Source organism: Paraburkholderia lebeckiae (assembly GCF_050436325.1).
Classification (GTDB): domain Bacteria; phylum Pseudomonadota; class Gammaproteobacteria; order Burkholderiales; family Burkholderiaceae; genus Paraburkholderia; species Paraburkholderia tuberum.
In genome coordinates, this window is record NZ_JBNDLZ010000001.1 from 597,119 (window position 1) to 610,386 (window position 13,268).

The following is a 13,268-nucleotide window of genomic DNA, read 5'->3' on the forward strand; positions in this document are numbered from 1 at the left end:
AACAGCCTGTTGCCCGCGCGCTGCGCGTCAGGCATCCAGATTGGAAAGCGGCGCCGTAGTAGCCGCGGGAGATTTGATCGCTCGCACGGTCTCGAGGAATCGCTGTTCGATCTCGGCAATCTCGAGCGGATCTATCTTGATTTCGCGACGCATGACCCACGACACCTCTTTCTTTCTCGCCTCGGTCATCACCGAAAGCAGGCGCTCGGCAATCGGCTGGCCCGTCACCGCGAAAAGCAGTTTCGCGAGGTCATACGTATCGAAAGCGCTCACCGCTTCGAACAACGCTCTTTCATCCACAAACTCCAGATCGTCGAGCGACTTAAGGTCGCTAAGACCACGGGCATTGCGGCGCGAAAAATAGCTGATTCCTTTTTCCTCGACGTAACTCAACACCTTGGTCTTGCGGAACGCGAAGATGTCCTCCGCGATTTCCGCATGGGACAGCTTGTTGAGAATCAGCTTCTTCTCGACGCCAATCAAGGTTTCCAGATCGTCCAGCTCGATCAGCTCCAGCTCGCTGCAGATGGAGAGGTCGAGTTCGTGGTCCGCCACCTGCTGGGCGCGCTCCGTGATCCGAACCGGATCGAACGTGATCAGTTGCCGGCTCCTCGCGCCGTCCTGCGTGGAATATCGCGCTGATGTGTTGCTCAGGTGATCCGACCGGCCCGGTTCGAGTGTGACGAGGTTGAGTTTCTCCATCCGCTTGAGCATGGCCATCACATGCGGGCGGGAATGGCCGGCAATTGCATGGCACTTCTTGATCACGTCGGGCAGCGGCACTGAGAACTCCTCGCCTTGAGGACGGCGCATGCGGCCGTCAAGCCTGTCGGCGTTCTCGCTTCGCGCCATCAACGCGAGAACATGCGCGTACGAAACGACACCTGGGAGGAAATCAGCGTGCGTATTGGTGGCGAGGACATCATCCTTCTTCTTCACGCGCCGGATCATCGTGCGTACGAGATGGCGAAGCAGCGGCGATACGCGCTCGAGCTCCTCTTCCACTACGTGCGCTGCGATAACGGTCAATTGACAGAAGCTCAGTGCTTTCGCGGTGTGCGCTCGCGGTTCGGACGGCAACAAGGCCGCTTCGCCGAAAAACTCGCCCTTTCCTAGCGTGGCGAGAATCACTTTCTTTTCATCGCATTGGGTCGAAAGCTCGACTTTGCCATCTGCAATGACATAGATGACGGCGTCGCCCGCGAAGCCTTCAGAATAGATGACTTCGCCCGGAGCGGCGGTGCGCGACCATGGCGATCGTTGGTGATTCAAGATTCTTTCCCCCGAGCAGTTGCCCTCGATCAGCGCGCCCCTTGCTGAAGGCTCGAGCATGTCCGATGGTCCTTATTTGACTGGTAACGACATGCGAAACGCATCTTTAATGCATGCAATCATCATACTTACTATTGAGATCTCCCTAAAAAATGACAACGGATTCTGTGCTGGCGCGTCATATCTTGCGGGGCAACGGTTTGCGCGATGCACTGAGCGGCGAGCAAGGAACCGCGCGCTGCCGTCGCTCCTGCTTCGGACGCATATCCCCGCGATGCTTGCTTTGAATGGTTTCGTTCGGCACCAACATGGATTCGAGATACGAAAGAGCTTTGCGGATTCCCCGTTCTGTCGAGGCAACGTGGTGGTGCGTAAAAAGACGTCGGACCGAAGCCCGACGTGAAACCGGCGCCATACCGAGGTGCTAAGCGCCGGCCGAGAGACGGAATTTTGCCATTCCGCTTGGCAATTGCTGTGACGGCAATCATATCGAAAGCGAAGCCTCTCAATCTTGGCAATTGCCCATAAGACCGAACGGCAGTGACGTCAGCCGGAAAGTTGGAGGGTGGTCGCGGCCTGAGACCTAAAAGGGGAGGATGAGTTCTAGCTGGCGCCGACATGCGGCTTATCGAACAGACCAGGCAGTCCAGTCGAGGTGACGCTACAGCCTTGTGAACTGCTCTCGACAGCTACCGCACAAGGAGTGCCCCGATATGGACTTTGATCGCGCGCAACAGGCATTGGAAGTCGCGCAGGCTCAGTGCCCGAAGACCGACCCCCGAGAAATTGACGTGTGGATCAGTGCAATCACGCGAGCACGCGAAGCGCTTTTAGAACTTCAAGTCACGGAAGATAAAGCCGTCGCGGCTACTCAGATGTTCGCGGAAAAGCGTCTTGCAGGTTGGCGACACCGCGGTGGTCACTTGGCAGCCGTGATGTTCTCACGCGGCTTTCGCGGGGCATCGAGGTGATTGCGCCCGCCGTCCACTGAGGCAGGGCGCCTGCGGTTGCCATATCCGGTGTTGGGCGGGGGCGCCGATCTCGCCGTCCCCTAATCGGTCACGTGAATCTCTACGGCTCTTGGATGGGTCAACTCGAACTTGTGCACCCGACCCGAACGCACGTCGAGCAACAGGCGGGTGATCACATCGATTTGCTTCGATTCGAATTCGATGTCGCCGCGCGACTGGCTCTCTACCTCTTCCAACAACGAACGACGACAACGAGCGAGATACGCGATGGCGCTCACGCGACGCATAAAAAAACGGTCCATTCCACGTGCATTTCAGTGGTGACTCCCAAATCGGGCAGCATGGCAAGTTACTTCGAGTTGAAGATGTTTAATGTGACCGGCATCACAAAACTGGCCGCTAGCCGGCCGGACGGCTACGAACGTTTCCGGCCCAACGGATCGGCAGCAAGCACACCGCCTCCCAGGTACTCGTTGAATGAGCTCAAAAGCAGCGTGTCGACCATGGCCTCGTCAAGGTCTTCGAACTTGATGCCGCGCACTTTGCAGATGACATCGAGCGTTTCTCTAGCGGCATTGATAACGTCGGCGGCAGTGGGTTTTAGCGTGTCCATGAATATGGTTTTCGGCAGGCTCCGCGAAAACTTAATCCGTGCTGGCGGAAGAAATCAGCCCACAACTGTGACTCCTGTCACTGACTATTTCGGCAGTATGACTGTGACGCAGAGGCTGGCCAGCCGTGAGGAATCAAGGACAACTCCCGGAAGTCGACTGCGAAGAGCTGGCGAACGAGTGATCGGCGCAGCGGCCCGTCTGGCAAGATGCGCAGAGTCAATATGAGGCTGACTCCAATGACCACGTTGAAAAGCCGACTGGCTGGCGCGAGCCCAACGACCTGCGATATGTGACGTTCGAAATCATCGACCCACCGATCCCCTTTCGGTAGGAACGCCAGATTGGCACGGCCGGATAGCGAAACGGGCCACGCAAACATCGCGTGACCCGTCGCATAGAATCTGGTGCCCCCTGTCTGATTCGAACAGACCACCTCATGATTACAAGTCAAGTGCTCTACCAAATGAGCTAAGGGGGCGAAAACTGGTGCCCATGGGCAGGATCGAACTGCCGACCTCTCCCTTACCAAGGGAGTGCTCTACCACTGAGCCACATGGGCATTTACTTTCATGCCTTTACACTGGAGCGGGAGACGAGGCTCGAACCAGGGACCTACGGATTAACAGTCCGGCGCTCTACCGACTGAGCTATCGGGGAATCGGTTTTATCAACAGGAGCCGGATTGTACGGTATTAGTTATGCTTATGGAACTGTGACTGGACTCTTTTCAGCGCCGGATCCAGCCCGCGATATCGGCCGGGTACGGGGTCCTACGTTTGGGTGCGGGCGACATGGCGACCTTCGGCGACATGGAGAACGCATAAGTGAGTGTCGCCGGTGTCGCCGTGCCGCCCGCAGGCAATACCTGTCGTCGACGGTTACTGGCCCGCGTATCAATTGTCCAAGGCCTTCATACTCTGACAGCCGGTCGAAATACCGCCACGCGCCTCGGGCAGTTCGATCTGCTTGCGCCGCCGGATCCTCGGTATCCGCGAGCCGCAGCCAGCTTTTTTGCGCATCGATTTCAGGCGGCCGTGCAGCGTCGCAGGCGAACCGAGTTCGCTCTGCGCCATCAGATCCCTGACCGATAGCCGTTCGTTGGCCTGTACGGTGCGGGCCACCAACTCCCGAATACGTGCTTCCAGCGGGTCGAGCGGCAGCAGGGAAGATCGCTGACCAGGTGATGTCCCGGTCAGTTGCAGGAAGCGCAGGTAGATGTCGGCAGGGCGCGTCATAACGTGCCGGAATCCGCTTCCTCGCGTCGATGGGTATCGACGTCTTTCGCGTCGTTACTCTCAGCGAGCATCTTCAGGTTCAGGGCAAGCACTGCTGCGCTCAGATCGCGGATGATCTGGCGAGCCTGCTCCGGTGCCAGTCGAAAGGCGTGTTCGCCGGCCTCAACAGAAGCGTCCGATGATCCTTCTGCGTACAGGCGCATCGCGACGTGCCGGCTCGTCGCGTCAACCCGCCAGACGTGTACCGGTACGAGCGAAGGAGCGTCGATGTTTACCTCGTTTGACGTGCGGTTCTTTGCCTCTGACATGTTTGTCCCGGAACAATAACGGCAGGCTAGCCTGCGCCCTCGGCAGCGCGCGCCAGGTTGGCGGTCCGTTGCAGTTCCACCTCCAGCAGCGCCAGATTCAGGCCGGCAATCAGCTCCTGGGCCTGAGCCGGTGTCAGAACAAAGCCGTGTTCGCGGGCCGGCGTCGAAGAGTCGGCCAGGGCACGGCCGGACAAGCGGATGGTGGCCTGCTCGCTGGTTGATTCGGCGTGAACCTTCCAGCGGCCTAGCGGGACCAGCAAGTGGGGGGACATGATTTTGCTCGTAATGGGTGGGTGTTCTGACCTGACGTGCTTTCTTCCGGAAGCCTTCAGGATGCAGTCGGGGTTACTGTGGGCCCGCGGTAGTGGGGCGTGACGACAGGCCGCTCCATCTGGGCGCTGATCAGAACGCCGTCCGTACCGGTAGCATCGGGCGCGGCAGCGACCAGCGTCATCGCAGCCGGATCGAACACCGCGATGCCCGACAGCGACGAGCTTGCGAACGGGCAGGGTGCCGCACCAAACGAGAGACTGATGTCGTAGACGCCGCCGTGGTTGCCATGCGGCGCCAGTTCTCCCGTGAACGCACATCCGGTCGAGGTCGTTCCGCTGATTGCGCCACTGGCCGAGACGGTCAGCGAGGAAGTTTCGAGCCCGCCTGTACTCGCGGCCTGGCCGGACCAGGCGCCAGCGAGCGAGGTCATCGACGGTGCCTGGTCGTACAGGGTGTTGTAGGCCGAAGTGAAAGACGGGCTATGTTCGTTGATCGAGACGCTTCCGTCCAGCGACTGCTTCGCCACGTAGGTGGCTGAGAGCGAGGCGCTGGTTACGCTGTGATTCAGCATGTCGAAAGCACGCCCGTCTGACGACGAGAACGTGCCCCCGTCCGAGATCCCGGTGCCGGTCACGACACCGGCCACCCCGGCTGCGCCGCCGGGTGGTCCGAAGAACACGTAGTACGCGCCGGTTTCCAGCACGACGCCAGTAATGCGCTCGTTTGCGGCACTGGTCCCGCTATACAGACCTTCGGCGGCTGCCTGCTGATGTACGGACAGCGGTGATGAACTGGACATGCCTCCCCCGCACGCGGCGAGCGACGCGCACAAAGAAAGCGTAATCGGGACCTTGATCATTTGCTGCTCTCACATCTTCCGGTACGCCAGGTCAGGCGCACCGCGTTCCTGGCGACATTGCGCCATGGACACGTTCATTGAATTTATTTGCCGCGAAACAGGCGTCGTCGCCCGGCCACGCCAACTGGACAGAAAGCGTTCAGTGCGAAAACGCTGCCGGCAGCTCGTTCTTCAGTGCCGCCGCGTAGGCCACACGCGCGGTCGTGGCGATCGCCAGCAGGGATTGCAGGCGCTGGATTTCTGCGTCGGTGACCTGCAGGTTGGCGAGCTGCTGCTTCGCGGCGTCGCTCAGGGCGTCGATTTCGTATGCGACGTCGTCAATCGTAATTTCAGCCATTTCTATCTCTTGAATTAAACAGTTTGAATCCTGGTTTAAAAAACCCCGCCCCCTTGTGAGGGGCGGGGTCTGTCAACAGCTACCTGTCAGAGCGTAGCGTTATGCTTTAGTGCACCGTCAGGATGTGGCTGCCTGCGGCGATGCTAGCACCGGTCAGGTCGACGTTGCCCGTCAACTGAACCACCACGTCACCGGCGCCCAGTGCAGTGTGAGCTGCAGCGGCCGAGCTGGCGTTGTTCACTTCGACGACGTAGGTGTTACCTGCGAAGTGGAAGTAATCGATCAGGCCCGTGCCGGCCTTTTGTTGCAGTACGCCGTTGGCGACGGTTGTAGCGCTACCACCGTTCTGCGCGTTCATCACCGAAGCCTGGCTAACGGCCAGATCCAGTGCCTGCGCCAGCGTCGTTGCCGACGCCACATTTACCTGCGAAGCGGTACTAGTAGTGCCACCACCTGCGAACCCTTCAGTCAGCGCCCCACCTGCTGCAGTGAGGTTGCCGAACGCGATGTTCAGGTGACCGAACCCCGGCGCAGCTGCACCGTTGATCACCGTCTGGGCATACGCTGCCGAAGTACCACCCGTCAGATCGCCGGTTACCACCACGTTTGCCGTGCCACCGAACGGCGTAGCCGTCGTGCCAAGGTTCACCGTCGAGCTACCACCAACCCAGAGGGTATCCGCACCGGTCGTATTGCCCAGGTTGATCGTATCGCCGCTACCGAGCGAACCGGAGATGAAACCTCCACTGAGAACGCCACCGAGGGTGTTGGAACCCGCATCGACACTGATCGTATCGCCGCTTGCTGCTGCGGCAATCAGGGTAGTGTTGGTGCTTGCGCCATTCGTCACCGTGATAGTGTCAGCGAGGCCATTGGCGGCGATCGTAAAGCTGCCTGAGGCCGTGTGAGTCGCATCACCGATCGTGATGACGTCACCCGCTCCGCTAGCGAAGATGGTGTCGCCACCCAGGGCACCCTTGATCGTCAGACCAGCCTGCGACAGCGCAGTCGTATCGCCAAGGGTCAGCGTACCGCTGTTGCCCGCCACGCCGCCGCTTGCGTCGACCAACGTCAGTGCCGTATCGGTGACGCCGTGAATGACAACGTTGCCGCCACCCGTCACGTTGATGGTTGCCAGCGTGTTACCGCTGTCGACCAGCGACGTGATCGTTTCGTTGCCAGCGGCATTGATCGTCAGTGCGTTGTCACCGTTCAGCGTCACCGTACCGAACGTGCTGGCAACACCACCTGCATCCTGGAAGTTCAGCGTGAGGCTGTCCGAACCGGCCGTGCCGAGCTGCGTGACCGTCAGGTTGCCGCCCGTGAGACCCGATGCGACGTCGATCAGGGCCGAAGCTGCCAGGTTGTTCAGCGTGGTCGACGTCGAGCCGACTGCCTGCGCCACGCCGGCCGACTCGACAGCGCCGAGGCCGAGACCCACGTGCGAGAAGCCGGTTTCGTCATAGACCAGAGCCGTCGTACCCGACACCGACTTGAAGCCGGCAACGTTCGTCACGTCCGTTGCAACGACCGTGCCTGCGGCTGCCGTGCCACCGAAGCCCGTCACACCTGTCACGCCGACCAGGTCAGTGATCGAGTCGAGGTTCTGGTGGGTAGCAGTCCCGGGAATCGTAGTGCCATTACCACCAGTGGTCGCGAGCGTCTGTGCGCCGTCGTCCGTCACGACATAGGTGTTGCCACCGGTCGAGAAGGCTGCGACCAGGTTGCCGCCCGTGCCGTTCAGGATGATTTCCGCTGCGCTGACCAGTTGCGCCGACGTGAAGTCCGACAGCTGGTGACCGCCCGTGGCGCTGAACGTGATCACACCGTTCGATGCCGTGTAGGTCAGGTTCGCAAGGGCCGTGAACAGCGCGCCGGTGCTGTCAATCGAGTAAGCCGAACTCTGTGCATTGGTCACCGTCGAAACAGCCACGGGAGCCGCAACGTTGGCCAGCGCGGTCTTGGCAACCGGCGTAGCCACTGTGCCGAAGGTCAACTTGTCGCTGGTCTTCGCGCTGGTCGTGACCTGGAAGCCGTTGACGCCACCCTTCGTTCCATTGAAGGTCGACACAGCACCATTCGCCACCACGATCGTATCGACCACACCCGTCGACGCCGCCAGGTTAATGGTTTCGCTACCTGCACCGTAAGCGCCATTTGCAGTCGCAGTAGCGTTTGCTACCCAGCTGCCACCTGCACCAACGGTGATCACGCCGCCGCCCGCACCCGTGGTGATCGAGTCAACTGCGACAACTGCGTTGGTCGAACCTGCAACGTTGATTGCGCCGCTGGCCGTCAACAAACCGCTGCCGCCAGTTACCGTACCGCCAGCTTGCGCGAGCGGCACATTGGTGACATCGACCGCGCCAGTTGCTGCCGAGGCGTTGATCGTCGTCACGACGCTGGTGGCCGAGGTCAGGGCAGCAGCTGCATCCGTTTGCAGCGTCAGAACCAGGTTCTGGTCGCCCGTCACGGTCACCGTCTTGGCAGCCGTGTCCTGGATCGTCACCGAGTTGACGTTCACGCTCCCCGTAGCCGTGCCAGCCGGGCTGACGTAGCCCAGGCTGTTGACCTTCAGGTTTTCGATGCCGGTCGTGATTACGGTTGCGGTAATCGAGTTGCTACCGGCCGTCGGCAGGACCGTGCCGCTCTTGTATTGCGTCGTGCCGTCCGTGCCGACATTCAGCGACAGCGTGTCGTTGGAGCCGGTCGAGGTCTTCAGCGTGTACGTCACCGCCGCGAGCGTATCCGCCACCGCGTTGATCGCCGGGGTCAGCGACAGCGTGGCGCCTGCAGCCACGTTCTGGAACGAGACAGCGCCCAGCGTATCGCCCAGCGACAGACCGGAGAAGCCGCTGGCGTCGAACGTGCCCGAGCCCGCCGTACCAATCGCCAGGTTAGTAAAGCCCTTGATGCTGGCGTTGTTGCCCAGCGCGACGTCCGTAAGGATGTTGCCGGTGTAGTTCGCCACCAGGGTGTTGACGCCCGAACCGCCGACGATCGTGTCGTTGGTCGTCGGGGTGGCTGCGTTCACGGTGCTGTTGCCCGACAGCGTGACCGTGTCATTGCCCGAGCTGCCCGCACCATTGAAGCTGGTAACCGTGGCATTGATGCCCACCGTCACACCGCCGGTCGACTTCGTTGCATCGATCGTGGTCAGCTTGCCGAAGCCCGACAGATCGCCGAGGTTCAGTGCGCCTGCGCCCGTAGCCGTGACCGTCGTCAGCGCCGCGTCAGAAATCAACGTGACAGCCGCGGTGTTGGTGGGGTTCGCAACAGAAGTGGCCGTGCTCACAGCAGCTGCATTGTTGAACGTCAGCGTAGTCGCTTTTGCAGCCGACAGAGCCACGGCCGATGCTGCCGTACCGGTGGTGCTGATCGTCATGCTCGTAGCGGTTGCGTCGGTCACGCTCGCTTGACCAAGGACCTTGGTCACCGCATCGTTTGCCAGCGTCAGTGCCAGTGCGTGTGCACCTGCTTCGTTGACGGTCACTGCGGTGGCTGTCGTTGCGGAGCTATCGGCGATCGACAGGTTCGTCAGTGCGCCGCTGGTGATGGTCGCGTTGCCCGAGATGCCGTCGAGGGCGACCGTTGCCAGCGTGCTGGTGCCGATTGCCTTGCCTGCGCCCGCGCCACCCGTTGCCAGGGTGGTTTGCTCGTCAGTGATGGCAACGGAGCTTGCACCCGTGATCGACACGGACGTTGCGCCGTTGGTGTTGACGATATCGGTGCCGGTGCCGAACACGTTCGCGGCGCCCGCAGCCGTCGTACCCGCCAGCGATTCGTTGACGATGGTCACGTTGCCGCTTGCGAACGATGTACCGTTCAGCAGCGCGGTGCCCGCCACGTTCAGCTTCGGTGCAACGTTGCCGACCGAAACGCTGCCGTTCGAAGCCGTCGTGTTGATTGCGACTGTCGTGCCGCCAACCACGGTGAATGCATCGGTATTGGTGCCGACAAACGTGTCGGTGGTCGCCACTGCGCCGGTGACCGGCGTGGCGGTCGCGCCAGCGGTAACGCTGCCGCCCGTCGTGTTGACGGTGACATTCACGCCGCCGTTGACCGCGACGGTCGAGCCGAACTGACCACCGGTTTCAACGGCCGATTGCGTCACGGCAACGTTGCCGGTCGCGTTCGTCAGGGCCGTCGAGTTGCCGACCGTGACCACACCGCCTGCAGCGGTGATGGTGTCATTGGTGCCGCCATAGACCGAAACGCTACCCAGCGACGAATCCACAACCGTCACTGCGCCCGTCGACTGGCTGCCAGCGACGCCAGACCCCGCACCACCAACTACAACGCTACCGGCATTTGTCGTGACGTTGACGGTCGTACCGCCCGTAACACTGACTACGCGGTTTTGCGTGTCGAGGACGCGGTCAAACGCCAGCTGCGATGTGTCCGTGACCGTGACCGTGCCGCTCGGGGCGACCACGTTATTGCCGTTCACGTTACCGATGGTGACTGCACCGCCAGCGTCCGTTACGTTGACGTTCGCGCCACCGTAGACAGTGACGTCTGCGGCATTGCTTGCTGCAATCGTGCTGACCGAAGCGGTGTCAACCACGGTGACATTGCCGGCCGGGTTCTGACCTGCAACCGCGACCGATCCGTTGAAGTTGGCCGCGCCTACCGACACGCTGCCCGCGTTAGTCGTAATGCTGACATTGTTGCCGCCGACGACGGTGACGGCCGCCGGGAAGCCAGCTACCGAATTCGTCGCCGGAGCATAGCTCAGGGGCACAGCGGCGGTGTCGTTAATCGTGATGTTGCCGGTCGGTGCAACCACTGCAGCCGTGCCGCTCGCAACGATGCCGCTGACACCAGCAAACCCGCCAACGGTAACGACGCCGCCAGCCGAGTTGATGGTGACGTCCGTACCGCCAAAGTCAGTGATCGCTACGCCAACACCATTCGGGTTACCGGTCGTGGCGTTGATCGTCACAGCGCCCGTCGCATTGGCCGGCGAAACCGAGGTCTGGTTCGTGCCAACAATGATCGAGCCGGTCGGCGCCGTATCGGTGACGTTGACGGTCGTACCACCGTAGATGATCGAGTTACCCACACCAGCTTCGGTCACGACGATGGCGCCGGTCGGGTTGGCATTGGCCAGCGTAAGGCTGCCAATAGCCACGCCTGCACCGTTCGTATTCACGGTGACCGTGCTGCCGCCGAGCGTTTTGACCGTACCGCTACCGCTTTGGTGAGTGACGTTGATTGCCGTTGTGCTGGCTGCCTGAATGTTGTCCGTACCAGTACCGCCCGAGGTCACCGTCAGGTTCTCCACGCCTGCGACGTTGGCCGTATTGAACGTGGCACCGCCGCCCGCATTGCCTTGGGTCTGCAGCACGATGTTCTGGATGTTGCTGATCGAAGCGCCGAGCGGAATGACATCGTTGGCCGCGGCATAGTCGTCGTTCAGCGTCAGCGTGTTGTTCGTGCCGCCGGCAGCGCCCGTGATGACGTCGTTGTAGTTCAGCGTCGGGCCCTTGCCATCGGTGTTGTACGGCGTCAGCGAACCCACGATGTCCGAACCAGTGACGGTATCCGCACCAGTAGTGAGCGTGACCGCCTGCGCGCTTGCGCCGATGTTTGCCAACACTGTCGGCAGGTTGTTCGCTGCCGTCGTTTCCGACGTCGCATCAACAACGGTTGCAAGTTGCGCGCGCGCAGTGTTCGCTGCTGCCGTACCCGAGTAGGCAGCTTGTGCCGTCGGCGATTGTTCCACCTGTTGGGTGAACGCAGTCGCGTAGGCATACTTGGCGTTCAGAATCGCTGCATCGGTGGACTGCGCGCCGTTGTAGATGTTCAGTGCAATCGATGCAAGCGTAAATGTACCGTTTGCGAGGGCGTTCACATAGAAAGCAAGGCCCGCAGTGTCGGGCCCATGACCAAACAGCGTTTGATAGATATGGCTGATGTAAGCGGAGTCATTCCCACCGCTATACAGTGCAGTGGATTCGGCCGAAGTGCCGAACGCGTTGATGACCGCAGACATGCTGCCAGCTTTGTCCACCTGGGTTGCCCAAAAGACCAGACCTTCTGGATCAGCCGGGCGGCCGTAATAGGCCAGGTAGGCTTGTTGTACCGCCTGAATAGCATTTGCTGAGGGTGCAGCCATGTATAGCTCCAATTGGTTCCGTTAACACACATGTGGTTTCGTCGCAGCTGAACTAGCAATTACGACATAGCTTGAAAACCCCCAGAGCCAAGCCATATCTTGCCTTATCCAACTGGAACGCCGATGGATTGTCTGACGAGTACTCAAGTCGTTTTGTGATGGCGCGCACAAAGTATCAAATACCCACGTGCCTCTCGCCGGGATATTTAATTGGCGAGGGTTGGCAGAGAAACGGAACCAAAAAAAATCCTGACCCATGAATTGCCCTACCGGGCAAATAGGAGGGACCGCCAATTCGAGGGAAAGAAATTGGCGGTTTGCTGCAAACACGCGCTGAAACTCTATGACCACCCAATATTATCGAGCTCGACTACCGCGACCCGCATCGCCAATGCCCCGGTCCGCGCACCGACGCAGCCGGATTCGTCAAGATAATCTCGCCGGCTACGATCCAGTCGAACAGGGGCGGATCGCGGCGAGCTGCAGCCTGACGGTCGCTGCAGGCCACGTCTGGGTCTGCAGTTCGATCCAGGTGGCGACATGCTGCGGCTGTATGGCGGTGATCGATGACGCACCAACGACGGCGCACCAGCCGAGGAATCCGCTGGCGGCGCGCGCGTACGGGCGCCGCGTATGCGGGTTGTGGACAGTCGACGCCAAGAATCCAAGGAAGAGAATCCCGGCCCGGTCGCCAGCGGCGGTGACCAGGACAGGAAATGGCGCTTGCAGCGACAGCATAGCGACCTGCTGGCTCATTCGTTATGCCTGCATGGCTGGCCGACCATAAGATGGTTCAGGGTCGACTAATTACCAACAAGGCCGTACGCGCCGAGGGAAAAGTGGCTCGACAGCAGATCAGGCTGGTCTTTTTCCACGTCGCCCGAACCTGAGGCGGGCTCTGCGGAAACCTGCGGACCTTCCGCAAGCGCCTGCTCCTCGAGCGCCCGGCTTGCATCTGAGTGCTCCAGCGTCCACGTGAGTTCACGGATCAGGTCCGCTATCCGCTCCTGCTGCATCAGGTAGTGTCGGTTGGTGGACGAGCGGACGCTCTCGTCCGACTCGGAAGCCACTAGCAGTGACAGGTTGACATAGCCTGGCATGGCAGCCGGCTCGATAGTCCAGTCGACGATCCAGCGTCGGAGACTGTATTTCTTGCCGCGTGCGGCTTTTCCCTTTCTGTTCGACTCGGGTGTCATAGGTCTATTTCGGTGAGTGTGCGCGGTGGGCGTCAAGGGTGAACTGCCCAGTTGCCGCGCCAAGGTGTCACCTAATTTAGTG

Annotated in this window: 11 protein-coding genes, 2 tRNA genes and 1 pseudogene; 1 reads left to right on the forward strand and 13 read right to left on the reverse strand. The window is 60.7% G+C overall.

Features of this window, described 5'->3' with window-relative positions; translation table 11 throughout:
* Window positions 1-27: 27 nt before the first annotated feature.
* Window positions 28-1,272 (reverse strand): Crp/Fnr family transcriptional regulator, encoded by a 1,245-nt coding sequence (locus OKW44_RS02915; RefSeq protein WP_035470834.1) that lies wholly within the window; start codon window positions 1,270-1,272, stop codon window positions 28-30.
* 713 nt (window positions 1,273-1,985) lie between these two features.
* On the opposite strand from OKW44_RS02915, the gene OKW44_RS02920 reads away from it, so the two are divergent.
* A complete protein-coding gene (locus OKW44_RS02920; protein ID WP_018420482.1) occupies window positions 1,986-2,243 on the forward strand; it encodes a hypothetical protein in 258 nt (85 codons plus the stop codon).
* An 80-nt stretch (window positions 2,244-2,323) separates the two neighbouring features.
* Here the strand turns inward: OKW44_RS02920 and OKW44_RS02925 are convergent, their stop codons facing one another.
* The 12 genes and pseudogenes from OKW44_RS02925 to OKW44_RS02980 all read right to left on the reverse strand — a co-directional run.
* On the reverse strand, window positions 2,324-2,545 hold the full coding sequence (locus OKW44_RS02925; protein ID WP_018420481.1) for a hypothetical protein: 222 nt from the start codon (window positions 2,543-2,545) through the stop codon (window positions 2,324-2,326).
* 113 nt (window positions 2,546-2,658) lie between these two features.
* The gene (locus OKW44_RS02930; protein ID WP_018420480.1) at window positions 2,659-2,856 is read right to left on the reverse strand and encodes a hypothetical protein; all 198 of its coding nucleotides are present in this window, start codon (window positions 2,854-2,856) and stop codon (window positions 2,659-2,661) included.
* A 403-nt stretch (window positions 2,857-3,259) separates the two neighbouring features.
* Window positions 3,260-3,335, reverse strand: a tRNA-Thr gene (locus OKW44_RS02935).
* 6 nt (window positions 3,336-3,341) lie between these two features.
* Window positions 3,342-3,416, reverse strand: a tRNA-Thr gene (locus OKW44_RS02940).
* A gap of 356 nt (window positions 3,417-3,772) precedes the next feature.
* Window positions 3,773-4,092, reverse strand: a pseudogene (locus OKW44_RS02945) (winged helix-turn-helix domain-containing protein); the annotation flags it as partial.
* Entirely contained in the window at window positions 4,089-4,295 is a 207-nt protein-coding gene (locus OKW44_RS02950; protein ID WP_162633954.1) for a hypothetical protein, read from the reverse strand. The gene OKW44_RS02950 and the pseudogene OKW44_RS02945, both read right to left, overlap by 4 nt.
* Window positions 4,296-4,426: 131 nt before the next feature.
* On the reverse strand, window positions 4,427-4,672 hold the full coding sequence (locus tag OKW44_RS02955) for a hypothetical protein (protein ID WP_018420478.1): 246 nt from the start codon (window positions 4,670-4,672) through the stop codon (window positions 4,427-4,429).
* 56 nt (window positions 4,673-4,728) lie between these two features.
* Entirely contained in the window at window positions 4,729-5,472 is a 744-nt protein-coding gene (locus OKW44_RS02960; RefSeq protein ID WP_162633953.1) for a hypothetical protein, read from the reverse strand.
* A 199-nt stretch (window positions 5,473-5,671) separates the two neighbouring features.
* Complete coding sequence (locus OKW44_RS02965; RefSeq protein WP_018420476.1) at window positions 5,672-5,869, reverse strand: DUF6447 family protein; 198 nt, start codon at window positions 5,867-5,869, stop codon at window positions 5,672-5,674.
* A 106-nt stretch (window positions 5,870-5,975) separates the two neighbouring features.
* Window positions 5,976-11,867: a DUF4214 domain-containing protein gene (locus OKW44_RS02970; RefSeq protein ID WP_018420475.1), complete on the reverse strand. Its 5,892-nt coding sequence runs from the start codon at window positions 11,865-11,867 to the stop codon at window positions 5,976-5,978.
* Window positions 11,868-12,434: 567 nt separating this feature from the next.
* Window positions 12,435-12,746, reverse strand: a complete 312-nt coding sequence (locus tag OKW44_RS02975; protein ID WP_026225794.1) for a site-specific integrase — start codon at window positions 12,744-12,746, stop codon at window positions 12,435-12,437.
* A 47-nt stretch (window positions 12,747-12,793) separates the two neighbouring features.
* Window positions 12,794-13,268, reverse strand: a 475-nt coding sequence (locus OKW44_RS02980; RefSeq protein ID WP_429409419.1) for a hypothetical protein, incomplete at its 5' end; no start/stop codon positions are given.